The sequence below is a fragment of the Mesorhizobium sp. M7A.F.Ca.US.008.03.1.1 genome (assembly GCF_003997495.1).
Lineage (GTDB): Bacteria > Pseudomonadota > Alphaproteobacteria > Rhizobiales > Rhizobiaceae > Mesorhizobium.
In genome coordinates this window covers 1-22,470 of sequence record NZ_RZRU01000034.1, presented here as the reverse complement: position 1 = coordinate 22,470, position 22,470 = coordinate 1, and the positions used below count along the sequence as shown (strand labels likewise).

At 62.5% G+C, this 22,470-nt stretch carries 19 protein-coding genes; 11 read left to right on the top strand and 8 right to left on the bottom strand.

Features of this window, described 5'->3' with window-relative positions:
- The first annotated feature begins 58 nt into the window (after nucleotides 1-58).
- On the top strand, nucleotides 59-715 hold the full coding sequence (gene fsa, locus EOA16_RS30250; RefSeq protein ID WP_127261413.1) for a fructose-6-phosphate aldolase: 657 nt from the start codon (nucleotides 59-61) through the stop codon (nucleotides 713-715).
- Between the two features lie 88 nt (nucleotides 716-803).
- On the opposite strand, the gene EOA16_RS30245 is transcribed toward fsa, so the two are convergent.
- From EOA16_RS30245 to leuS, 3 genes are all read right to left on the bottom strand, one after another.
- Complete coding sequence (locus tag EOA16_RS30245; protein ID WP_127261412.1) at nucleotides 804-3,506, bottom strand: DNA translocase FtsK; 2,703 nt, start codon at nucleotides 3,504-3,506, stop codon at nucleotides 804-806.
- A 297-nt stretch (nucleotides 3,507-3,803) separates the two neighbouring features.
- A complete protein-coding gene (lptE, locus tag EOA16_RS30240) occupies nucleotides 3,804-4,385 on the bottom strand; it encodes an LPS assembly lipoprotein LptE (protein WP_127261411.1) in 582 nt (193 codons plus the stop codon).
- A complete protein-coding gene (leuS, locus tag EOA16_RS30235) occupies nucleotides 4,372-6,996 on the bottom strand; it encodes a leucine--tRNA ligase (protein ID WP_127261410.1) in 2,625 nt (874 codons plus the stop codon). Before leuS ends, lptE begins: the two co-directional genes overlap by 14 nt.
- 155 nt (nucleotides 6,997-7,151) lie before the next feature.
- Here leuS and EOA16_RS30230 point away from each other — a divergent pair, with 155 nt between their 5' ends.
- The 4 genes from EOA16_RS30230 to EOA16_RS30215 all read left to right on the top strand — a co-directional run bounded on the left by EOA16_RS30230 (nucleotide 7,152) and on the right by EOA16_RS30215 (nucleotide 9,757).
- The gene (locus EOA16_RS30230) at nucleotides 7,152-7,814 is read left to right on the top strand and encodes a YggS family pyridoxal phosphate-dependent enzyme (protein WP_127261409.1); all 663 of its coding nucleotides are present in this window, start codon (nucleotides 7,152-7,154) and stop codon (nucleotides 7,812-7,814) included.
- Nucleotides 7,815-7,900: 86 nt separating this feature from the next.
- Entirely contained in the window at nucleotides 7,901-8,155 is a 255-nt protein-coding gene (locus tag EOA16_RS30225; RefSeq protein ID WP_127261408.1) for a type II toxin-antitoxin system Phd/YefM family antitoxin, read from the top strand.
- Nucleotides 8,155-8,556, top strand: coding sequence for a type II toxin-antitoxin system VapC family toxin (locus tag EOA16_RS30220; protein ID WP_127261407.1), 402 nt, complete (start codon nucleotides 8,155-8,157; stop codon nucleotides 8,554-8,556). The genes EOA16_RS30225 and EOA16_RS30220 overlap by 1 nt, the downstream gene beginning before the upstream one ends.
- 151 nt (nucleotides 8,557-8,707) lie before the next feature.
- Nucleotides 8,708-9,757, top strand: a complete 1,050-nt coding sequence (locus tag EOA16_RS30215) for an aldo/keto reductase (RefSeq protein WP_127261406.1) — start codon at nucleotides 8,708-8,710, stop codon at nucleotides 9,755-9,757.
- 43 nt (nucleotides 9,758-9,800) lie between these two features.
- Here EOA16_RS30215 and EOA16_RS30210 read toward each other — a convergent pair whose 3' ends face one another.
- The gene (locus EOA16_RS30210; protein ID WP_127261405.1) at nucleotides 9,801-10,709 is read right to left on the bottom strand and encodes a LysR family transcriptional regulator; all 909 of its coding nucleotides are present in this window, start codon (nucleotides 10,707-10,709) and stop codon (nucleotides 9,801-9,803) included.
- Between the two features lie 118 nt (nucleotides 10,710-10,827).
- Between EOA16_RS30210 and EOA16_RS30205 the strand changes: the two genes are divergently transcribed.
- A complete protein-coding gene (locus EOA16_RS30205) occupies nucleotides 10,828-12,009 on the top strand; it encodes an MFS transporter (RefSeq protein ID WP_127261404.1) in 1,182 nt (393 codons plus the stop codon).
- Between the two features lie 59 nt (nucleotides 12,010-12,068).
- Nucleotides 12,069-13,103, top strand: a complete 1,035-nt coding sequence (locus EOA16_RS30200; protein ID WP_127261403.1) for an aldo/keto reductase — start codon at nucleotides 12,069-12,071, stop codon at nucleotides 13,101-13,103.
- 301 nt (nucleotides 13,104-13,404) lie between these two features.
- On the opposite strand, the gene EOA16_RS30195 is transcribed toward EOA16_RS30200, so the two are convergent.
- Nucleotides 13,405-13,677 carry an usg protein gene (locus EOA16_RS30195; protein WP_127261402.1) on the bottom strand — a complete coding sequence of 91 codons (273 nt, stop codon included), beginning with the start codon at nucleotides 13,675-13,677 and terminating at the stop codon, nucleotides 13,405-13,407.
- A 302-nt stretch (nucleotides 13,678-13,979) separates the two neighbouring features.
- On the opposite strand from EOA16_RS30195, the gene acs reads away from it, so the two are divergent.
- From acs to EOA16_RS30180, 3 genes are all read left to right on the top strand, one after another.
- Entirely contained in the window at nucleotides 13,980-15,935 is a 1,956-nt protein-coding gene (gene acs / locus EOA16_RS30190) for an acetate--CoA ligase (protein WP_127261401.1), read from the top strand.
- On the top strand, nucleotides 15,935-16,678 hold the full coding sequence (locus EOA16_RS30185; RefSeq protein WP_127261400.1) for an MOSC domain-containing protein: 744 nt from the start codon (nucleotides 15,935-15,937) through the stop codon (nucleotides 16,676-16,678). The genes acs and EOA16_RS30185 overlap by 1 nt, the downstream gene beginning before the upstream one ends.
- 168 nt (nucleotides 16,679-16,846) lie before the next feature.
- Entirely contained in the window at nucleotides 16,847-17,191 is a 345-nt protein-coding gene (locus EOA16_RS30180) for a hypothetical protein (protein WP_127261399.1), read from the top strand.
- Nucleotides 17,192-17,203: 12 nt separating this feature from the next.
- Here the strand turns inward: EOA16_RS30180 and EOA16_RS30175 are convergent, their stop codons facing one another.
- The 3 genes from EOA16_RS30175 to EOA16_RS30165 form a co-directional block, all read right to left on the bottom strand.
- A complete protein-coding gene (locus EOA16_RS30175) occupies nucleotides 17,204-18,472 on the bottom strand; it encodes a cyclopropane-fatty-acyl-phospholipid synthase family protein (protein WP_127261398.1) in 1,269 nt (422 codons plus the stop codon).
- 392 nt (nucleotides 18,473-18,864) lie between these two features.
- Nucleotides 18,865-20,226 carry a pilus assembly protein gene (locus EOA16_RS30170; RefSeq protein WP_127261397.1) on the bottom strand — a complete coding sequence of 454 codons (1,362 nt, stop codon included), beginning with the start codon at nucleotides 20,224-20,226 and terminating at the stop codon, nucleotides 18,865-18,867.
- 339 nt (nucleotides 20,227-20,565) lie between these two features.
- Nucleotides 20,566-21,435 carry a transglutaminase family protein gene (locus EOA16_RS30165; RefSeq protein ID WP_127261396.1) on the bottom strand — a complete coding sequence of 290 codons (870 nt, stop codon included), beginning with the start codon at nucleotides 21,433-21,435 and terminating at the stop codon, nucleotides 20,566-20,568.
- Between the two features lie 169 nt (nucleotides 21,436-21,604).
- Between EOA16_RS30165 and EOA16_RS30160 the strand changes: the two genes are divergently transcribed.
- Nucleotides 21,605-22,270 (top strand): HAD-IA family hydrolase, encoded by a 666-nt coding sequence (locus EOA16_RS30160; protein ID WP_127261395.1) that lies wholly within the window; start codon nucleotides 21,605-21,607, stop codon nucleotides 22,268-22,270.
- Nucleotides 22,271-22,470: the final 200 nt, after the last annotated feature.

Below are 22,470 nucleotides of genomic sequence, written 5' to 3'. Positions count from 1 at the left end.
TCAAAGGCCGACCCCGAATGTGCATGACATGCACATGAAAATCTTCAGGAGACCCGCCATGAAATTTTTTGTCGACACCGCCGATGTCAAGGATATCCGTGAGCTGAACGATCTGGGGCTGCTCGACGGCGTCACCACCAATCCGTCGCTCATTCTCAAATCCGGCGGCAAGATCGCCGACGTCACCAAAGAGATTTGCGACATCGTCAAGGGTCCGGTTTCAGCTGAAGTCACCGCCACCGAATATTCCGAGATAATGCAGCAGGCCAAGGTTCTGGCCAAGATCGCCGACAATGTCTGCATCAAGGTGCCGCTGACGCTGGACGGCCTCAAGGCCTGCAAGACGATCCGCACCGAGATGAACCGCCTGGTCAACGTCACGCTGTGCTTTTCGGCCAACCAGGCGCTTCTGGCGGCCAAGGCCGGCGCCTCGTTCATCTCGCCCTTCGTCGGCCGCATCGACGACATCGGCATCGACGGCATGGAGCTGATCCAGGAGATCAGGCAGATCTACGACAATTACGATTTCCAGACCGAAATCCTGGTCGCTTCGGTGCGCACCGTGAACCACGTCAAGCAGGCGGCGCTCATCGGCGCCGATGTTGTGACCGCGCCGCCAGCGACGCTGAAGGCACTGGTCAAGCACCCGCTGACCGACAAGGGCCTTGAACAGTTCCTCGCCGACTGGGCCAAGACCGGCCAGAAGATCGGCTGAGAATGGCGATCGGCTGAAGCCAATTCGCTTGTGATGAAAAAGGCCGGGCAACCGGCCTTTTTCATGTGCGCTCCAAGCAGGCTGCCGCTCAATCCGCGCCGTCACCATCAGGCGCGCTCGCCGGCAGGCGCCGGCCCATGATGATTTCGCGTTTGCCGACATGGTTGGGTGTGCCGACCAAGCCTTCCTTTTCCATACGCTCGACCAGGGACGCGGCGCGGTTGTAGCCGATGCCGAGGCGGCGCTGGATGTAGGACGTCGAGCACTTCTTGTCGCGCACCACCACCTTGACCGCCTCGTCGTAGATGGCATCGCTGTCTTCGGCTGCAACGGATCCCTTGTCGAAGACCGCGCCCTGGTCGTCTTCGATTTCTTCCTCGTCCTCGTCTGCCGTCACGGTCTCCAGATATTCAGGGCGGCCCTGCGCCTTGAGATGCGCGACCACATGCTCGACCTCCGCATCGGAAACAAACGGCCCGTGCACGCGCGAGATGCGCCCGCCACCCATCATGTGCAGCATGTCGCCCTGGCCAAGCAACTGCTCGGCGCCCTGCTCGCCCAAGATGGTGCGGCTGTCGATCTTCGATGTCACCTGGAAGGAAATCCGGGTCGGGAAGTTGGCCTTGATCGTGCCCGTGATGACATCGACCGAGGGGCGCTGCGTTGCCATGATCAGGTGAATGCCGGCAGCCCGCGCCATCTGCGCCAGTCGCTGGATCGCGCCTTCGATCTCCTTGCCGGCGACCATCATCAGGTCGGCCATCTCGTCGACGATGACGACGATGTAGGGCATCGGCGCGAGGTCTATTTCCTGCTGTTCGAAAAGCGGTTCGCCGGTGCCCTTTTCGAAGCCGGTCTGCACGGTCATGACAACCGTCTCGCCCTTGTCGCGGGCAGCGGCGGCGCGCTCGTTGTAGCCGTCGATGTTGCGCACACCGAGCCGCGCCATCTTGCGATACCGGTCCTCCATTTCGCGCACGGCCCATTTGAGCGCCGTGACGGCTTTCTTGGGATCCGTGACGACGGGCGTCAGAAGATGCGGGATGCCATCATAGACAGAGAGTTCGAGCATCTTGGGATCGACCATGATCAGCCGGCATTCTTCCGGCTTCAGCCTGTAGAGCAACGACAGGATCATGGTGTTGATGGCGACCGACTTGCCGGAGCCGGTGGTTCCGGCCACGAGCAGATGCGGCATCTTCGCCAGCTCGGCGATGACCGGCTCACCGCCGATCGTCTTGCCCAAGCAAAGCGCCAGCTTGCAACTGGTCTTGCGAAAACCCTCGGATTCGATCAGCTCACGGAAATAGACGGTTTCGCGCGTCTCGTTCGGCAGCTCGATGCCGATGACGTTGCGGCCGGGCACGACGGCAACGCGCGCCGAAATCGCAGACATGGAGCGGGCGATATCGTCGGCAAGCCCGATGACGCGGGAGGATTTGACGCCCGGCGCCGGCTCGAACTCATAGAGCGTGACGACCGGGCCAGGGCGAACATGAATAATCTCGCCGCGCACACCGAAATCTTCGAGCACGCTTTCCAACAGATCGGCGTTCTGCTCCAGCCGCTCCTGCGACATGTAGAAGCCTTGTCCCTCCGGTGGCTGCTGCAACAGCTCTTCCGAGGGAAGCTCATAGGGATCGCCCGCGGTTGACAGCACGACCTTTCCAGCCCCAGGCAAGCGTGCAGAGCGGGCGGCAACGACCCTGGCAGGAACGTTCACACTTGGCGCGGCCGACGCGGAAACGGCGTCGCTTTTGGCGGCTGGAATTGCGACAAGCTGGATCGGCGACGGCGCGTTGCTCGCCGGCACTTCAGGTTGGGCGACGGCCTGGTTCGAATTGGCCGGCCAAACATCCGGCAACGGCTTCAAGGCCTGGCCCGGAAGGCAGTCGATGACGCGAAACAATGCGGTGGCATCGGTCCCGGTCGTCGGGCGGATGTCGATCGGCATAGCGGTGACTGGCGCCACGGCGAGCGGTGCAGGCGACGCTGGACTGGTCTGCCGGGCCGGCGACGAAACATCGACCAGATAGGGCGCCATAGCCTCGAAGAAGGCATGATCCGAAAGATATGGCCAGCGCAGCCTTTCGGAAGTGGTCGTTTTGATCGGGGCGCCCTGAGCAACGGACGCACGCGCGGATGCCCGTCCCGTTGCGACCGTCCTCGACGGCACCGGCGCAACGACTGGCACCTTCTCCCTGGCGCGCCCAGGGGGGACAAAAGCAGCAGCCGGCGGCAATGGCCCTTGCGTGGCGCGGCCGGCAAGCGGCTGGGAAGCAGGGCTTTTCACCGATGCCGGCAATGCCAGGAGCGAGGGCACGGAGGATGCCTCATCGACCATGGGTTGCGCGACTGCTTGCTGCGTTGGGAGCGCGTCTGCTCCGCCTTGCTCGACAACACGCTCGTTCTGCGGACGATTCTTCTTGCTCTCATAATCTGGTGTGCGGGTAAAACGCACATTGGGGGCGAGGAAGAAGTATTCTTGCCAGGCAGGGCTTTCGATATCGCCGCCTTTCGAGGGCGCGTTGCCCGCCTCTGCGCTACCCCTGGGCTCCATATAGGGCCGCCTGTTGCCGCCGAGATCGACAACCGGCGCGGAATGGCCGGCCTGGTGTGTGCCGGGCTGCCGGCCATCCAGTTCCTTGTGCGCCGGACGATCAAGAGCGCCTGTCGCGGCTGAAGAAATTCGCTGACCACCCCCGCTGCTGCCGTCGAAACGCTTCCCCTCGGGATCATCGGGCGATGCAGCCGTCGACAAGTTGACCCGGGAAAAACGCCTGGCTTCCATTCTCAAGACTCACTCTGCAATGTCTGCCGAGCAATAGGGAGCGAGTGGTTAACAGTTGCTTCCCGGATGAGATCGCCGACCATCCCTGGGCAGCAAAATCGTCGTGACAGCCCCTACGGGCGACGCGGCACGATCGTCGTCTCACAGCGCACACGCCGGTGGCGCATCTGCTCGCTGTGCCATTGAGGACGTGCGGTGGCGCATTGTCGCAGCAAATGCCGGGCGACATGGCGTCGGGGCCGGATCGTTATTTCATGCTTGGGGCGCTGGACCGTTTCCGGGGAGCGACGCGCCGCTCTAACCAGCCGTCTTGCCGTGCCGGACAAGGTCCTGGGCAATGGACAGCTGCAATGCTTCCGCCAACTCTCGCGCAGCGCGATTCTCGGCGTCGATCTGCGCCCGGTATGCGGCGAATTCCTGACGCGGCCTGTCGAAGGACGAGGTGATCGAACGCTTGCCGGATGCGATCACCACGCCGGTCTTCGCATCGGCCAGCGTATAGCTGCCGGTCAGCGTCACGGAACCGGCGGTCGGTTCGTCTTCGTCGGTTCCGACCTGCACAAGTGCTGCGGACTCGACCGCTTCGGTCACGCCGAGATTGAGCGAATAGGCCGGCGATGCCGGCTCGCCAGCGCCTCGTCCAAACCCGAAAATGAGATTGTTGCGCACCTGTTGGCCGTAACGCGTATTGACCGGCTTGATGCCGACCAACGCCAGTTCGGCACTGGCACTGGCCTGCGAACCCGACAGTGGCGCGCTGGAATAGAGCGGCCGCACCGTGCAGGCCGAGACAAGCGCTAGCGAACCTATCAGGCCGGCAAGCGCTATGCGGCGCAGCAAATGGCTCAACTCTGTCTTTTCCCGATCAGGCAACGACATTGACGATCCTCTGCGGCACGATGATCACCTTGCGCGGAGCCTTCCCTTCGAGTGCTTTCTGCACGAAGTCGAGAGCCAATACCGCTTTTTCGACCGCACCTTGGTCCGCGTCGCGGGCAATTGTCAAATCCCCCCGCTTCTTGCCGTTGACCTGTACCGGATAGGTGACTTCGTTGTCGACGACCAGCGCCGGATCGAAGACCGGCCAGGGCCGTTCGGCGACGAGATCGGTGCCGCCGAGCGTTGCCCAGCACTCCTCGGCCAGATGCGGCATGACCGGCGCGATCAGATGCACGAGGATCTCCACGGCCTGCCGGCAGGCGCCTTTCAGCGCTGCATCGGCCTTGCCTTCGGCCACCTCGTTGAGCGGCGTGGTCAGCGCGTTGGCCAGTTCGTAGATGCGCGCGATGGCGCGGTTGAAAGCGAGCTTCTCGATATCCTCTCCGACCGCCTTGAGGATCTTGTGCGCGGCCTTGGAAACCACCGCGGCCTCGCCGCTGCCAGCCGCCGCGGGCTCGACGTCGGCCAGCGTCTCAGCCGCTGTCGACACCAGGCGCCAGATACGCTGGATGAAGCGATGCGCGCCGGCAGCGCCATCGTCGGTCCACTCGACATCGCGCTCGGGCGGCGAATCCGACAGCATGAACCAGCGCGCCGTATCGGCCCCGTAGCCATCGGTGATGTCTTCCGGGCTCACCGTGTTCTTCTTCGATTTCGACATCTTTTCCAGCGGACCGATGGTGACGGCCTCGCCGGTGGCGATGTCGATGGCGCTGCGCTTGCCGTCGACATCCTCCAGCCGAACTTCGGTGGGCGCCAGCCAGCGGCCGTTCGATGCCGAGCCGACTCGATAGGTTTCGTGCACCACCATGCCTTGCGTGAACAGGCCCTTGAACGGCTCGGCCAGATCGACATGGCCGGCCTCGCGCATGGCGCGGGTGAAGAAGCGCGAATAGAGCAGATGCAGGATCGCGTGCTCGATCCCGCCAATATACTGGTCGACCGGCAGCCATTCGTTGGCCGCCTTGGGATCGGTCGGTTCATGCGCCCACGGCGCGGTGAAGCGGGCAAAATACCACGACGAATCGACGAACGTATCCATCGTGTCGGTTTCGCGCCGCGCATCCCTGCCGCATTGCGGACATTTCACATGGCGCCATGTCGGATGGCGGTCGAGCGGATTGCCCGGGCGATCAAAATCGACATCGTCGGGCAGTTTCACCGGCAGGTCCGCCTTCGGCACCGGCACCACGCCGCAAGCCTCGCAATGGATCATCGGGATAGGGCAGCCCCAGTAGCGCTGGCGCGAAATGCCCCAGTCGCGCAGGCGGAAATTCACCTTGCGCTCGGCCATCGGCCGGTTGCCGATCGTCTTCTGCTTCAGCAGTTTGGCGACCTCGTCGAAAGCCTGATCCGGCTTCATGCCGTCGAGAAAGCGCGAATTGATCATCACGCCGTCATCGACATAGGCTTCATCGATGATCTGGAACGTCGCCGGATTCTCGCCTTCCGGCATCACCACCGGAATCACCGGCAGGCCGTATTTGTTGGCGAAGTCGAGGTCGCGCTGGTCGCCGGATGGGCAGCCGAAAATGGCGCCGGTGCCGTATTCCATCAGCACGAAATTGGCGACATAGACAGGCAGCGTCCAGTTGTCGTCAAACGGATGGACGACCCGGATGCCGGTGTCAAAACCCTTCTTCTCGGCTGTCTCCAGCGCCGCCACCGAGGTGCCCATATGGCCGACATCCTCGATGAACTTCGCCAGCGCCGGATTGCGCGCAGCGGCCTTCTTGGCCAACGGATGATCGGCGGCGACAGCCATGAAGGAAGCGCCGAAGATGGTGTCGGGCCTTGTCGTATAGACTTCAAGCTCATGCTCGCCATCAGAGGCGTCGGCCAGAGGCCAGCGGATCAGCAGGCCTTCCGAGCGGCCGATCCAGTTCTGCTGCATCAGCTTCACTTTTTCCGGCCATTCGTCGAGGCCGTCGAGCGAATCCAGCAGATCCTGGGCGAAGTCGGTGATCTTGAAGAACCACTGCGTCAGTTCGCGCTGTTCGACCAGTGCGCCCGAGCGCCAGCCGCGCCCGTCGATGACCTGCTCGTTGGCAAGCACCGTCATGTCCTCCGGATCCCAGTTGACCTTGGAGGATTTGCGCGTCACCAGCCCCTTCTCGACAAAGTCGAGGAACAGCATCTGCTGGCGGTGGTAGTAATCGACGTCACAGGTGGCGAATTCGCGCGCCCAGTCCAGCGACAGGCCCATGACCTTGAGCTGCTCGCGCATGGTGGCGATGTTCTGGTAGGTCCATTCCTTGGGGTGGACCTTGTTCTGCATCGCCGCGTTTTCGGCCGGCATGCCGAATGCGTCCCAGCCCATCGGGTGCAGCACGTTGAAACCCTTGGCCCGCTTGTAGCGCGCCACCACGTCGCCCATCGTGTAATTGCGGGTATGACCGATATGGATGCGCCCCGACGGATAGGGGAACATCTCCAGCACGTAGTATTTCGGGCGCGGATCGTCATTGTGCGCTTCGAACAGCTTCTTGGCGTCCCAGGCCTTCTGCCATTTGGGCTCTGACGCGCGTGGATTGTATCGTTCGGTTGCCATGGGACGTTTTTCACTTAAAAGCATGCGCGAACTGCGGGCGACGGCTCGGCAGTTCAGGGAATGTGGTCCGGGTGTTCACCATGGTTTGGCAAACCCGTCAACCATATGGGTACCGCGTCTGACAAAAACGCCGGCCAAAACAGCAGGATTTGCATATGGGTGACGCCGTTCAGCAATTTTTCGCGGTCAAGGCGAAAATCGCCGCCGCCGAACGCGAGGCCGGCCGCCAAGCCGGCGCCGTGACGCTGGTCGCGGTTTCCAAGACCTTTGACGCCGCCGACATTAGCCCGGTCGTCGAGGCCGGCCAGCGCATCTTCGGCGAGAATCGCGTGCAGGAAGCGCAAGGCAAGTGGCCTGATTTGAAGGACGCATTTCCTGGCATCGAGCTGCATCTGATCGGCCCGCTGCAATCCAACAAGACCAAGGAGGCGGTAGCACTGTTCGACGTCATCGAAACGGTCGATCGCGAAAAGATCGCCGCCGAACTCGCCAAGGAGATCGCCAAACAGGGCCGCGCGCCAAAACTCTATGTCCAGGTCAACACCGGCTCCGAGCCGCAGAAGGCTGGCATCGAGCCGCGCGACGCGGTGGCCTTCGTCGCCCGCTGCCGAGGTGTGCATGGCCTCGCCATCGAAGGCCTGATGTGTATCCCGCCGGCCGACGAGAACCCCGGCCCCCACTTCGCCTTGCTGGAAAAACTTGGGCGTGAGGCCGGCGTCGCCAAACTGTCGATGGGCATGTCCGGCGACTACGAAACGGCAATCGCCTTCGGCGCCACCAGCGTCCGCGTCGGTTCGGCGATCTTCGGCAGCCGCTAGACTCCGGGCGATATCGCCCTCCTGCAACTCAATTGCCAACTGGATGCCGTTCCCTTATATCTAGCCAAGCTAGCTAGGAGCTGCGCGTGGATTGGCATCTTCAGGACGCGAAGAACAATTTTTCGAAAGTGGTCCAGCGGGCGCGAACCGAAGGACCGCAGACCGTGACGCTGCGCGGCGAGCGGGCCGCTGTGGTGTTGTCCGCGGAGGACTACGATCGCCTGGCCGGGAAGAAGAAGTCGCTTGTCGAATATCTTTTGACCGGCCCCGGCTGGGACGATGAATTCGACATGGAAATCAACCGTCGCTCCGATACGATGATCCGGGACATCGATCTCTGATGTACCTGCTCGACACCAACGTTGTTTCAGATGTGCAAAGGCGCTTGCCGAAGCCGACCGCCTGGGTGGCTTCGATCGATCCAGCGTCAGTCAGTCTCAGCGTCATAACCCTTGGCGAGATCGAGCGAGGGATCGTCAGGCAGCGCAAGATGGATCCGGAAAGGGCGGCAAAGCTCGATATCTGGCTTCGAGAGCTGCGACGAGACAATGCCGACCGTATTCTTCCGATCACGGAAGAGATTGCATTGACATGGGGCCGCGTTACAGCCGGTCGCACAAGAGGCAACGCGGACACGCTCATCGCGGCGACCGCTCTGGTCCACGACCTGATCGTGGTTACGCGTAATGTCACTGACTTCGACGATACCGGCGTAACGGTTCTCAACCCTTGGGAAACCTAGCCCTTCGCATCGCAAAGATGCCTTGCGGCACCGTTCCTCGGTAGCCCGCTGGCGTTGGGCCAAGTCAACAGGTCCATTGCGCCAAGACTGGAAACGAAACGTACCGTTCCTATTTGCCTTGTGCCATCATAAACTCTCTGGAGCCTCCACCATGCGCTACAACCAGCTTGGAAATACGGGGATGTTCGTCTCCGAACTTTGCCTCGGCACCATGACCTTCGGTGCCGCCGGCGAGAATGCCCAATGGGGACTGATCGCCAGCCTCGACCAGAAGGGCGTCAACGACATCGTCGGCCGCTCGATCGCCGCCGGCGTCAATTTCTTCGACACCGCCGACGTCTACTCCTTCGGCGAGTCTGAGCGCCTGCTTGGCCAATCGCTCAGGGATCTCAAGGTCAACAGGCAAAACGTCGTCATCGCCACCAAGGCGCATGGCGCCATGGGCGAAGGCCCCAACCAGCGCGGCTCGTCACGCGGCCACATCATGGACTCGGTCGATGCCAGCCTCGAGCGGCTGCAGCTCGACCATATCGATCTCTACCAACTGCACGGCACCGACACCGTGACGCCGATCGACGAGACGCTGCGGGCACTGGACGATCTGGTTGCCAGCGGAAAGGTGCGCTATGTCGGCGTCTCCAACTGGGCGGCATGGCGCATCGCCAAGGCGCTCGGCATCGCCGAGCGCAAGGGCTTCGCCCGTTTGGAGACCGTGCAGTCCTATTATTCGATCGCCGGCCGCGACCTCGAGCGCGAAATCGTGCCGTTGCTCAACGAGGAGAAGCTCGGCCTGATGGTGTGGTCGCCGATGGCCGGCGGCCTGCTGTCCGGCAAATATGGGCCCGGCGCACCCGGCAATGGCGAAGGCCGCCGTGCTTCCTTCAACTTCCCGCCGGTCAACGAGGATCGCGCCTGGGCCGCCGTCGCCGTCATGCGCGAAATCGCCAGAAAGCATGATGTGAGCGTCGCCACGGTAGCGCTCGGCTATGTCCTGGCCAAGCCCTTCGTGATGAGCGTCATCATCGGCGCCAGCCGCATGGAGCAGCTGGAGCAGAACCTTGCCGCGACCCAGCTGAAGCTCGACACCGACGATCTGGTTCGTCTCGACGAGGTCAGCGCCCTGCCGTCCGAATATCCCGGCTGGATGCTGGAGCGCCAGGCAGCGGGCCGCCGCCCGGCGCCGTTCACGCCGAAAGCATAACGCAGCCCACGCTGACATCCCGGGAGCCGTGGCTCACGGGATGTCAGGTCAGCCGCACGCTCTCTCCCAGAAAATCGAGAAAGGCACGCACCCGCGCCGGCAGATGCCGGCCCTGGCCGACATAGACGGCATGGGTGGGCTCCTCGTCGCCCGGATTGAATGCCTCCAGCATCGACAGCAGCCGGCCGGCGGCGATATCGGCGGCGACATGCCAGAATGCCAGCCGGGCGATGCCCGCGCCCGCCAGCGCCATCAGCCGCATCGCCTCGCCATCGCTGACCAACGTGTTGCCGGTGATCGGAACCATGATGGCGCGGCCTTCCGCGTCGAGGAACGGCCAGCCATCGAGATGCCGCACGAATCCAAAGCCCATACGGTTGTGCCTGTCGAGATCGGCTGGCGTCAGCGGCATGCCGTGCGTCTCGAGGTAAGACGGTGCTGCAACCACGACCACCGGGCTTTGCCCGAGCTTGCGCGCCACCAGCCGTGACTCACTTAACGGCCCGGCACGGATGGCGACATCGGCGCGTTCCGCCATCAGGTCGATGACGCTGTCGGTCAGCACCAGATCGACTGAAATCTCGGCGTAGCGTTCGAGGAAGCGCGGCAGCAGCGGGATCAGCCGGTGCACCCCGAAGGGCACGTAGCTGTTGACGCGCAAACGTCCGCGTGGCGCCGCACCCGCCGCTGCCTCCTGCTCGGCCGCCGCCATGTCGGCGAGGATGCGCAGGCTGCTCTCGTAGAACGCGGTGCCTTCCGGCGTCAGTTGCAGCTTTCGCGTCGAGCGGCTGACCAGCCGCGCCCCAAGCCTGGCTTCCAGCCGCGCGATCAGCTTGCTCACCGCCGACGGCGTCATGCGTAACGCGCGTGCCGCGGAGGAAAAACTGCCGTTCTCGACGACGCGCACGAAAACTTCGATCTCGCCGGAGCGATTGATGTCAGGCCGGGCCATTTGTGAATCTATTTCACAGAAAATGTGCCCAAGGCAAGTCTGGTTCACAATGCATGACAGCACGATCTCAGGGATCGGGCGCGGGACGGCGCTCTTCGCCATCGAAGTGGAAACCGCCATGCCTCTTGCTCTCTACGCCCTCGCCGCCGGTGCTTTCGGCATCGGCGTCACCGAATTCGTCATCATGGGTCTGCTACTCGATGTCAGCAAGGATCTCGGCGTTTCGATCTCGGCCGCGGGCCAGCTCATTTCGGGCTATGCGCTCGGCGTCGTCATCGGCGCGCCCCTGCTGACCATCGCCACCGGCAACTGGCCGCGCAAGACCGTGCTTCTGGCACTGATGGCGATCTTCACGCTTGGCAATCTCGCCTGTGCGCTGGCGCCCGACTATTGGACGCTGATGGGCGCCCGCATCATAACCGCCTTTGCCCATGGCACCTTCTTCGGCGTCGGCTCGGTCGTCGCCACCGGGCTCGTCGCGCCCAACAAGAAGGCCTCGGCGATCGCGCTGATGTTCACCGGCCTGACCATCGCCAACATTCTCGGCGTGCCCTTCGGCACCTGGCTCGGCCAGGCCTTTGGCTGGCGGGCGACCTTCTGGGCGGTGACATTGGTCGGCCTAGCGGCCTTCGCCGTCATCCTGGCCCTGGTGCCACGCAGCCAGACAGCGCCCGAGAAGAGCGACCTGCGCGCCGATCTCGCCGTGCTGCGCCGCACGCCCGTCCTGCTCGGTCTTGCCACCACCGTGCTCGGCTATGCCGGCGTCTTCGCCGTCTTCACCTATATCGCACCACTGCTGACCGAGATCAGCGGCTTCAAGGAAGCGGCCGTGTCGCCGATCCTGCTCGTCTTCGGCGGCGGGCTCATCGTCGGCAATTTGCTTGGTGGCAAGGTCGCCGACCGCTGGCTGGTGCCGGCTGTTCTGGGCAGTCTCGTGGTGCTGGCCCTGGTGCTCGCCACCATGACCTTCGCCATCCACAGCCAGGTGATGGCCGTCATCTATGTCGGCCTGCTCGGCGCGGCCGCTTTCGCCACCGTGGCACCGCTGCAGATGTGGGTTCTGGACAAGGCGCAAGGTGCCGGCCAAAGCCTCGCCTCATCCTTCAACATCGCCGCCTTCAATCTCGGCAATGCCGCGGGCGCCTGGCTTGGCGGCGCGGTCATTGCCCACGGGCTTGGGCTGGGTTCCCTCACCTGGGTCGCCGCCTTGCTGCCGGTCGCGGCCCTCGGCGTGGCCGGACTGGCGCTGCGTCTCGATCGCACCGCCACGCTCGGCGAGCCCGCCGCCATCCGGTCGTGACCGTCCTCGGCAAACCCCGCTTTCGACACCCTTCATTCCACACCACCAGGAGTAAAAAGATGGATTATCGACGTCTCGGCGCATCGGGCCTGAAAGTGCCCGCACTCTCATTCGGCGCGGGCACCTTTGGCGGCTCCGGCCCGCTGTTCGGCGCCTGGGGCAACAGCGATGCCAGGGAAGCGCGGCGGCTGATCGACATCTGCCTCGAAGCAGGCGTCAATTTGTTCGACACCGCCGACGTCTATTCGAACGGCGCCTCGGAAGAGGTGCTTGGCGAAGCGATAAAGGGCCGCCGCGACGCCGTACTGATCTCGACCAAGACCTCACTGCCGATGGGCGACGGCCCTGCCGATTACGGCTCGTCGCGGTCGCGGCTGATCAAATCCGTGGACGCCGCGCTGAAGCGTCTCAGCACCGACTACATCGACCTTTTGCAACTGCATGCCTTCGATGCCGGCACGCCGATCGAGGAGGTGCTGTCTACGCTGAACGAGCTCGTGCGCGCCGGCAAGCTGCGTTATGTCGGCGTCTCCAATTTCTCCGGCTGGCAAGTGATGAAGTCGCTCGCGCAAGCCGACAGCCAAGGCTATCCGCGCTATGTCGCCCATCAGGTCTACTATTCGCTGGTCGGCCGCGACTATGAGTGGGAGCTGATGCCGCTCGGCCTCGACCAGGGCGTCGGCGCGCTGGTGTGGAGCCCGCTTGGCTGGGGCCGCCTGACCGGCAAGATCCGCCGTGGCCAGTCCTTGCCGGAAAAGAGCAGGCTGCACGACACGGCAAGCTTCGGACCGCCGGTCGAGGACGAGCATCTCTACCGGGTTATGGATGCCCTGGATGCCTTGGCCGAGGAAACCGGCAAGACCGTGCCGCAGATCGCCATCAACTGGCTGCTGCAGCGCCCGACCGTGTCGTCGGTCATCATCGGCGCCCGCAACGAGGAACAGCTGCGGCAGAATCTCGGTGCCGTCGGCTGGAATTTGACGCCGGAGCAGATGAAAAAGCTCGACGTGGCAAGCGAAGTCACGGCGCCCTACCCGTATTTCCCCTATCGCCGCCAGGAAGGTTTCGCCCGGCTCAACCCGCCGGCGGTGTGACGGCGCCGCTATCGTTCGAGGTTGGCCGAAGCCTCCCGAACTTCGTCATCCTGGGCGAAGCAGGAGCGAAGCTCCGTCGCGGAGACCCTGGGATCCATGCCGCGACCTCTGCCGTCGAGTGCAGCGGAGCAGAATTCTGAACCGTAGTGACGCTTCGGAGTCCCGGCATGGATCCCTTGGGCTGCGAAGCAGCTCCTGGGGTCTGCGCCGCGTCGCTACGCTCCTTGCTCCGCCCGTGGATGACGAAGCGATGCGCGTTTGCGCCACCACCAATGGTCGATAAAATGCCTGGCTACCGCACTCAGTGCAGCACGAACTCGCCATCCACCTTGCGCCATTCGTTCGGCGCGATCAGCTTGTGATGGGTGTAGCTGATCGAATGCAGCGGCCCGTCCAGCTCGGCCTTCCAGAATTCGATGAACTTGATCAGCACCGGAAACTTCGGCGCCAGATCGTAGTCCTGCCAGATGAAGCTCTGCAGCAGATGCGGGTGATCGGGAAAGTGATAAAGAATCTTGGCCGTGGTCAAGCCATAGCCTTTGAGCATCAGGTCCATTTCGGCATGGTCGCGCATGACGGTCCCCAAGTTGATTCGCCTGTCCTCCCACGGCTGATTGTGCGCGCCGCTGATTAACCGTCTATTGATTTTTTCTTCATCCGAACCGGCTTTAGCATGCGAAAACATGCAGTTAGCAGCGCACCACTTCGAGTGCTGACAGCGCTGGAGTAGCCCCCTGCGGCATCCCGCCGCGCGAATCCAACGTCTAATGTTGCCGTAACGGCGGAACTGGTAATAATGCCGCCGAATTCGCGGCCGTGTCGCTGCGATCCAGCCGACATTTCAAGCCGGCGATTGGTTCGGGAGGAAAGTCAGGAATGTCCGAGGTTCATGTCCATCGCGTCCAGCCGGCGTGGAAGAAAAACGCGCTGATCGACAATGACACCTACCTGAAATGGTATGCCGACAGCGTCAAGAACCCGGACAAATTCTGGGGCAAGCACGGCAAGCGCATCGACTGGTTCAAGCCCTTCAGCAAGGTCAAGAACACCTCCTTCGAAGGCAAGGTCTCGATCAAATGGTTCGAGGACGGACTGACCAACGTTTCCTACAACTGCATCGACCGGCACCTGAAGAAGCGCGGCAACCAGACCGCCATCATCTGGGAAGGCGACAATCCCTACGACGACAAGAAGGTCACCTATAACGAGCTCTACGAGCATGTCTGCCGGCTCGCCAATATTATGAAGAAACACGGCGTCAAGAAAGGTGATCGAGTTACCATCTACATGCCGATGATCCCGGAAGCCGCCTATGCGATGCTGGCCTGCACGCGTATCGGCGCCGTCCATTCGATCGTCTTCGGCGGTTTCTCACCGGATGCGCTGGCCGGCCGCATCGACGACTGTAAGTCGACCTTCGTCATCACATCGGATGAAGGCCTGCGTGGCGGCAAGCCGATCCCGTTGAAGGAAAACACCGACAAGGCCATCGAGATCGCCGCAAAGGCCGGAACGAAAGTCGAAAAGGTGGTGGTCGTGCGCCGCACCGGCGGCAAGATCGGCTGGGTGGCCGGACGCGACGTCTGGTATCACGACGAGGTCGCGACGGTGAAGGCCGAATGCAAGCCCGAGAAGATGAAGGCAGAGGACCCGCTGTTCATCCTCTACACATCGGGCTCGACCGGCAAGCCGAAGGGCGTGCTGCACACCACCGCCGGCTATCTCGTCTACGTCTCGACGACCCACCAATATGTCTTCGACTACCATGACGGCGACATCTACTGGTGCACCGCCGATGTCGGCTGGGTCACCGGCCACAGCTACATTGTCTACGGCCCGCTCGCCAACGGCGCCACCACGCTGATGTTCGAAGGCGTGCCGAACTATCCGTCGCAGTCGCGCTTCTGGGAAGTCATCGACAAGCACAAGGTCAATATCTTCTACACCGCGCCGACGGCATTGCGCGCGCTGATGGGCGCCGGCGATGCACACGTAAAGAAGACGTCGCGCAAGTCGCTGCGCGTGCTGGGTTCGGTCGGCGAGCCGATCAATCCGGAAGCCTGGGAGTGGTATTTCAACATCGTCGGCAACGGCAAGGTGCCGATCGTCGACACTTGGTGGCAGACCGAGACTGGCGGCATCCTGATCACGCCGCTGCCGGGCGCCACCGACCTCAAGGCGGGCTCGGCGACGCGGCCGTTCTTCGGCATCAAGCCGCAGCTGGTCGACGGCGAGGGCAAGGTGCTGGAGGGTGCCGCCGACGGCAACCTGTGCATCACCGATTCCTGGCCCGGCCAGATGCGCACCGTGTATGGCGACCACGACCGCTTCATCCAGACCTATTTCTCGACCTACAAAGGAAAATACTTCACCGGCGACGGCTGCCGCCGCGACGCCGACGGCTATTACTGGATCACCGGCCGCGTCGACGACGTCATCAACGTCTCCGGCCATCGCATGGGCACGGCCGAAGTCGAATCCGCACTGGTCAGCCATGACAAGGTCTCGGAAGCCGCCGTCGTCGGCTATCCGCACGACATCAAGGGCCAGGGCATCTACTGCTACGTCACGCTGATGGCCGGCGAGCAGCCCAGCGAGGAGCTGCGCAAGGAGCTGATCGCCCATGTCCGCAAGGAGATCGGCGCCATCGCTTCGCCCGACAAGATCCAGTTCGCGCCCGGCCTGCCGAAGACGCGTTCCGGCAAGATCATGCGCCGCATCCTGCGCAAGATCGCCGAGGACGATTTTGCAGCCCTCGGCGATACCTCGACGCTTGCCGATCCAGCCGTGGTCGACGACCTGGTTGCCAACCGGCAGAACAAGAAGAGCTGATGCAGGCCGCGCTCGGCACTGTCGGTGAGCTTTGGCGCTATCCGGCGAGTTCGCTTGCCGGCGAGCGTCGGAAAACGATCTCGGTCGATATCGACAGCATCGAGGGCGACCGTATGTTCGGCCTCGTCGACGCATCCGACAATGAGATCGCGCGACCTGACCGCGACCCGAAATGGCACAAGGTGCCGCGCATCCACACCCGGCTGTCGCCGACCCTGGAACTCGAGATTGCCGTTCCCGGGGACAACTGGCTGGCTGCGCCAACTATCCAGAGCGACCGCGCGGTGTCGGCCTATCTCGGCTTCGAGGCCTCGATCCGGCCGTTTCGCCGCGAGAATGCCGCGCCCAGCTATTCCGGCCCGCTGACCGCTGAGCGCTACCGCAAGGCGCCCATCCATCTGTTGACCACCGCCTCGCTGGCAAGGCTCAAAGCGTTGCATCCGGAAGGGGTCGCCGACCCGCGCCGCTTCCGCCCCAACATCGTCGTCGACATGGCGGCAATCGAAGGGTCGTTTCCCGAAACGGAATGGATCGGCCGCAAGCTTGCCGTCGGCGATCTCCTGCTGACCATCTCCGAGCCATGCCGGCGCTGCGGCTTCACCATCATCGCCCAGGATGGCTTCGACCATGATCCTGGCATCCTGCGCAATCTGGTCCGCCACAACGCCCACAATCTCGGCGTCTACTGCACGGTGGACAGGCCGGCGCGGGTTGAAGTCGGTGCGGAGATGCGGTTCGTTTAGGTTTCGTGGACAAAGATTACCATAGCTTGACTGCGACAAAGCCGAGAGCGGGTCCGTTGGTGTTGATACGCGAGGGTCGGCGATATGCGGACGGGCTGCGGAACGTGGTACGAGTTGCAATAATTTCCAGTGTCAAAAGACGTTGAAGTTGACCAAGGAAAAGTCGAAATGCGTACTGTGTCCCTTATACCATTCCTGGCGGTCGTTGGATTCTTGGTCGGCTGCACGACAGACCAGGGAAATGCTGGTCAAAATAACAAGTCGCAGTGCGCCGGCTTTGGCTTTAGCGAGGGCACCGACGCCTTTGCCAATTGCATGTTGCAGCTTTCCTTGAAACAGCAGAGCCAACAGCCACCTGATCACGAAACACTTGTTCGTCAGTATCGGGATCTTAGCATGGCCCGGCGTGGCGATGATCGCTATCCGGTATGCAGCGCCTCCGACATGGATGCGGAACTCGACACTTCGGCCAACAAATGGGTTGGCCCAAATTGCCAGATGGCCCCGGATTAAGGCTTCCGTTGACTACCGGTACAGATCCGCCCGCGTCGGCGGCAGCCCGCTCGGGCCGCGCGCGCGTTTGGTGACGACGGTCTGGAAAATCTGCGCCGAGGCGCGCTCGAAGGTGACCGAACAGCCGGTCAGGTAAAGCAGCCAGAGACGCGCCTTGGGCTCGCCCACCTCGGCAATGGCTTCGTCGAACCGGGCGCGCAGCCGCTCGGCCCACAGCCTGCAGGTGCGGGCGTAGTGCTCGCGCAGATTCTCCACGTCGTAGACCAGGAAGCCGTGCGCCTCGAGATTGCCGAGCGTCATGCCGATCGTGTCGAGCTCGCCACCGGGGAAAATGTATTTGAGTAGCGCCTTGTACTCCGGCCCCTTGCGCAGGGTCTTCTTGATGTCGCCCTTGCTGCGTCTGGTGATGGCGTGATGCAGATAAATGCCGCCGGGCTTCAGCAGGCGATGAATGGTCTTGAAATAAGTGGCGTGGTTGGCGAGCCCGAGATGCTCGAACATGCCGATCGATGAGATCTTGTCGAAGCTGCCGGTGAGTTCGGCATAGGATTTGATCTCGATGGTGATGCGGTCTTCCAGACCCTCGGCGCGGATGCGTTCGCGGGCAAGATTGGTCTGCGCCTCCGACAGCGAGACACCATGGCCGACAACGCTGTAATTCTTCGCGGCGTGGATCAGCATCGCCCCCCAGCCGCAGCCGATATCGAGCAGTCGGTCGCCCGGCCTCAGCCTGAGCTTGCGGCAGATATGGTCGAGCTTGTCGGCTTGCGCCTGGTCGATGCTGTTGGCAAAATCCTTGAAGTAGCCGCAGCTGTAAACCATGCGTTCGTCGAGGAAAAGCCGGTAGAAGGCGTTCGAAATGTCGTAGTGATGCTGGATCGCCTCCTGGCTGGAGCCACTGACGAAAGGATTGCGCCCGGAAAGGTCGGTCTTCGCCGTCATCTGTTTTCGCGAAAACAGAACCGCCGGCAGGTCGCGCAGGATCGCAAGCTTCGGCAAAGCCTTGAGTTTCGTCCTGAGTTTGCCTTGCGAAGGCAAGGCGTAGAAGTCGAACAGCGATCCGTCTTCCACGTCGACCGCCTTGGAAATCCACATCTCGATCAAGGTCGAAAAATTGGGCCGGCGGACCATCTGCCAGACGATGTCTTGATCGTTGATCGTCAGCACCGGGCCGATGGCAGGCCCGATTCGCTCGCCGGTCCACAGTCTGACCGCGAAACCCGGCTTCAGTGTCTCGATGACCGTTCGAACGATCCGTGCGGCTCTGTCGGCGGCGTCCATATCCCCTCCCTGCGGATCGAATATTAGCGCTCCCCATACTGATGGTGGCCATTCGATCGGTCAACTGCAACGGGATTCGGTGCACCGGGATTCGGCACCCAGGGAAACCGCGTGCGGAATTCTCGACACGGCACCTTGCCATTTCCCAAACGAGACCCCATCATCTGTATGTGTTCAACAAATCGAAAGGAGGTGATCCGATGTCGAGTGATTTCGTTTTCCAGAACGTGGCCTCAGCGGATTGCACTTTCGGGAAGCAGTCTTCCCGTTAAGGCGCGAGATGCGCGGCGGCTGACCTGATAGGTTATCGCCATAGGGCCGCGCCACGGACGGAAACACGGAAGGCCGCCAGCTTCGCAAGAAGCGGCGGCCTTTTCCGTTTGGATCGAGCCCTACTTCGTCAGTGCTAGGGTTTCGATGTTGCGGGCGATTGTCTGAAAGGCCGCATCCAATTCGATACCGCTGGCAGCTTGGTAGAAGTGCTTGACCGAACCGGTATCAGGGCTGGCACAGGTCTGCAGTGTCGTGGCTGCATTGGCCTCGTCGAGTTTGAAACCGATCGTGAATATCTCTATGCCTTTGTCGCGCATGGCGGCGCAGAGTTTTGTCGCCGCCGTGCGGGTCGTTTCCTTGCCCGCATCATTATAAACCCCGTTGACGTTGCTCGCATCGAAATAGGACAGGTTGAACTCGCCGTCCGTCATAAGGATCGCGTACTTGCCAACTTTCTTTGGATCGGCCTTGGCTGGTCGCTGCGAAGCATTGAGCACGCTGCCCCAGCTTTCCGAGAGCATGTACCAGGTCCATTGTACACCGATATGCCCGGCCGTGCCGCCCGAAGCGACAAGATCCTTGATGACATTCTTGAGCGTGGCGGCGTCGGCCGTCAAAGGCACGAGCGCTGCGACTGGGCAAGCGGCGGTCCGTGTGTTCGCGGCAAAGCCCGACAACAGATAGTCGCGATTGACCATGCTGGAATCAGGACCCGCGTCGGAATATTGATCGGCGCCCTTGCGTTCGGTGGCGCAATTGTCCGGGCGCGGCGATGCCGAAGCAGGCTGAGCGCTTGTGTTACCAGGCGCCTGCTTGCGCTCGCTGGCGTTGGTTTCGACGTAAACGCTGCTGGCCGCAAGCTGACCGGCATTGACCGAGTTGGCATAGGGCACGATCGAAACGCGGACCCGTGGCTTGCTCGGATCCTGGCCGCCCAGGAAGCTGTCCACCGCATTGGCCGCGGCGGTCCTCAGGTCCTTGATTTTCTGGCCGGCCATGGATCCGGTCACATCCAGCATCATCGCGACTTCGATAGTCTTGTCCGAATAAAGCGATGTCGTCGTAGCAGCGACCCGTCTCGTATCGCTCATGCCAAAAACCGGGAAGAACAAGGCAACATCGACATGGGCATCCACTTGGACCGTCTTGGCGGTCTTGTCGACGATCAGGCGGTCAAGGACGACCTGGCCAGCTTGTAGAATTCCGGCGGTATCGTTAGCGCCGAGAAAGGCCTTCACCGAATTGTCGGCATCGGCTTCCTTGATGGCGCCGGTCGTCAGATCGCGTGCCGTCGACGTGACCGCAGCGTCGACCACGCCTTGGAGGCTCGATTTGGCATTGTAGAGCTGCGATACGTTGACCGAAAAGCCCGCTGCCAGCGCCAAGACCGAGGCGGTAAAGCCGAACAGGACTGCGAAATTTCCACCGCGATCCCTGGCGAACCCGCCGACCGCGTGAACAAGACCCCCGTAATTCCGCATCCTACAGCCTCCACTCGCCTCGGCCTCGTCGCCGCGGACAGGGCAATGCAGGATTCCCGCCGGATGGCGCCTAGCCTGGCGGGGCGCTAGCTTGCCAGCGGCAAGTCATTGTTTTTGTTAAATTTTGGAACCCACAAAGGTAAACGGCTGGTAAACGGGAACGCGCCGTGGTGCTGGCGTTTACCGGGCGCTTACCATGATCTGGCCCGAGGCATCGCGATGCCGTCGACGACGTCCTGTTGCGGCACAAGCTCACTGTGCCGAAGCGGACCATGTGTCCCGGAAGTTGCGCCTGGAGAGAACCTCGTTACCACGCTGTTGCGTCGGTAGGCATCGCGACTATGCCAGCATCTGTGCGCTGACGGTCCTGTCGATACCGTGGTAGGGCGGGTTGAACAGATTGCCTTCCTGTTCATAGGTCCACACCTTGAACAGGCTGAGCCGGTGGGGGCCGAAACTGTGCAGCAGCGGCACGTCGGTGGCGTCGCGGCCGCGGGCGACGACGACACGGCCGATTCTCGGCGTGTTGTGGCGAGGATCGAACGTGTACCATTTGCCGTCGAGGAACACTTCCAGCCACGCCGAGAAGTCCATCGGCGCCGGATCGGCTGGCACGCCGATATCGCCGAGATAGCCGTTCACATAGCGTGCCGGAATATTCATGCAGCGGCAAAGCGTGATCGCCAGATGGGCGAAGTCGCGGCAGACCCCGACGCGCTCCTCATGCGCCTGAGCCGCGGTGCGGGTCGAGCGCGCATAGCCATAGCCGAACGACAGCCGATTGTGGACATAGTCGACGATCGCCTGCACGCGCGCCCAGCCGGACGGGATGTCACCGAAGAGCTGCCAGGCCAGGCTGCTCAGATGATCCGTCTCGCAATAACGGCTACCCAGGAGATAACCGAGAACCTCGTCCGGCAGGTCCACCACCGGCACTTCCCTGGCCAGCGTGTTGACCTCGTCCGTCTCGCCGCCGTCCTCGACGACCGCGTCATACAGGATGCGAAAACCACCGGCGGGCGCTGTGAAGCGTCGGCAGGCATTGCCATGCAGATCGTGGTACAGCCTTGTCGGGACCGCGGGCGAGGTCAGCACCCGCGTTTGCCGCTTGATGTCGGCCTGCCTGTCCCGATGGATCTCAAGCACTGAAATCACCGGCGTAGCGGCTACGCATTCAATGGCGATTTCGTAGCCGAGCCGGATCAGCATCGTTGGTCCCCCGTCGATGGTTGTTGTGAGAAGCAGTCTTTCCCAAACGCCCGCAGGATACCGTGGTTCCCTGGGCCGATCGAAAAGCCCGCCCCGTGTCTTCCCCTGACCCGGTCGAGACGTTAGGTTCGGCAAACCCCACCAGCGCCTCTCGGACTCAAGGAAAATCATGTATTCAGGCAGAAACTTCGCGGCCTTCCTCTTCGACATGGATGGCACGCTCATCAATTCCATCGCCTCCGCGGAACGGGTGTGGAGCGATTGGGCACGCCGCCAGGGCCTCGACGTCTCCGCCTTCCTGCCGACGATCCATGGCGTGCGCGCGATCGAGACCATCACCGGCCTGGCGCTGCCGGGCGTTGACCCGGCACACGAGGCTGATCTGCTGCTGAAGGCCGAGACGGCTGATCTCGACGGTATTATCCAGATCGCCGGCGCCGTGGCATTTCTCGAGTCGCTGCCGCCCGAACGCTGGGCGATCGTAACGTCCGCCCCACGTGAGCTTGCGCTGTTGCGCATGAAGGCCGCCGGCATCCCCGTCCCGGCCGTCATCGTCGCGGCGGAAGATGTCTCCCGCGGCAAGCCGGCGCCCGATTGCTTCCGGCTTGGCGCGGAACGGCTCGGCTTCGACGCGCGCGATTGCCTCGTCTTCGAGGATGCTCCGGCTGGCATCGCGGCAGCCGAAGCGGCGGGCGCGGCGGTCATGGTCATCAGCGCCACGCACAAGCACCCCTTGCCAACGCAACATGCCGCGATCGCAGGCTACGACATGGTCGGCATCACCGTCGACGAGCGTGGCTGGATCGCGCTCGAGCCACAGCGCAACGCTGCCTAGGGTGTGTTGAGATTCAGGTCAGGCCGAGTCGAAAGCGGTGGTTTCCGAGAACCGGAGCGGAGCGTACTTTTGGGTACGTGTTGGGGTGGACGGCCCCCGACGGCATCGTGATGTGCCAGAATGAGGTCGTTGCAGATCTCAAACAAGGGAGACCGTCCGTGGAAAATCTTATTCGCATTGGCCTGGATACGTCAAAGAGC

Excerpts from the sequence above, each read along its gene's own strand:
- fsa (WP_127261413.1), top strand. The coding sequence starts at position 59 with ATGAAATTTTTTGTCGACACCGCCGATGTCAAGGATATCCGTGAGCTG.
- EOA16_RS30245 (WP_127261412.1), bottom strand. The coding sequence starts at position 3,506 with ATGGAAGCCAGGCGTTTTTCCCGGGTCAACTTGTCGACGGCTGCATCG.
- lptE (WP_127261411.1), bottom strand. The coding sequence starts at position 4,385 with ATGTCGTTGCCTGATCGGGAAAAGACAGAGTTGAGCCATTTGCTGCGC.
- leuS (WP_127261410.1), bottom strand. The coding sequence starts at position 6,996 with ATGGCAACCGAACGATACAATCCACGCGCGTCAGAGCCCAAATGGCAG.
- EOA16_RS30230 (WP_127261409.1), top strand. The coding sequence starts at position 7,152 with ATGGGTGACGCCGTTCAGCAATTTTTCGCGGTCAAGGCGAAAATCGCC.
- EOA16_RS30220 (WP_127261407.1), top strand. The coding sequence starts at position 8,155 with ATGTACCTGCTCGACACCAACGTTGTTTCAGATGTGCAAAGGCGCTTG.
- EOA16_RS30215 (WP_127261406.1), top strand. The coding sequence starts at position 8,708 with ATGCGCTACAACCAGCTTGGAAATACGGGGATGTTCGTCTCCGAACTT.
- EOA16_RS30210 (WP_127261405.1), bottom strand. The coding sequence starts at position 10,709 with ATGGCCCGGCCTGACATCAATCGCTCCGGCGAGATCGAAGTTTTCGTG.
- EOA16_RS30205 (WP_127261404.1), top strand. The coding sequence starts at position 10,828 with ATGCCTCTTGCTCTCTACGCCCTCGCCGCCGGTGCTTTCGGCATCGGC.
- EOA16_RS30200 (WP_127261403.1), top strand. The coding sequence starts at position 12,069 with ATGGATTATCGACGTCTCGGCGCATCGGGCCTGAAAGTGCCCGCACTC.
- EOA16_RS30195 (WP_127261402.1), bottom strand. The coding sequence starts at position 13,677 with ATGCGCGACCATGCCGAAATGGACCTGATGCTCAAAGGCTATGGCTTG.
- acs (WP_127261401.1), top strand. The coding sequence starts at position 13,980 with ATGTCCGAGGTTCATGTCCATCGCGTCCAGCCGGCGTGGAAGAAAAAC.
- EOA16_RS30185 (WP_127261400.1), top strand. The coding sequence starts at position 15,935 with ATGCAGGCCGCGCTCGGCACTGTCGGTGAGCTTTGGCGCTATCCGGCG.
- EOA16_RS30180 (WP_127261399.1), top strand. The coding sequence starts at position 16,847 with ATGCGTACTGTGTCCCTTATACCATTCCTGGCGGTCGTTGGATTCTTG.
- EOA16_RS30175 (WP_127261398.1), bottom strand. The coding sequence starts at position 18,472 with ATGGACGCCGCCGACAGAGCCGCACGGATCGTTCGAACGGTCATCGAG.
- EOA16_RS30170 (WP_127261397.1), bottom strand. The coding sequence starts at position 20,226 with ATGCGGAATTACGGGGGTCTTGTTCACGCGGTCGGCGGGTTCGCCAGG.
- EOA16_RS30165 (WP_127261396.1), bottom strand. The coding sequence starts at position 21,435 with ATGCTGATCCGGCTCGGCTACGAAATCGCCATTGAATGCGTAGCCGCT.
- EOA16_RS30160 (WP_127261395.1), top strand. The coding sequence starts at position 21,605 with ATGTATTCAGGCAGAAACTTCGCGGCCTTCCTCTTCGACATGGATGGC.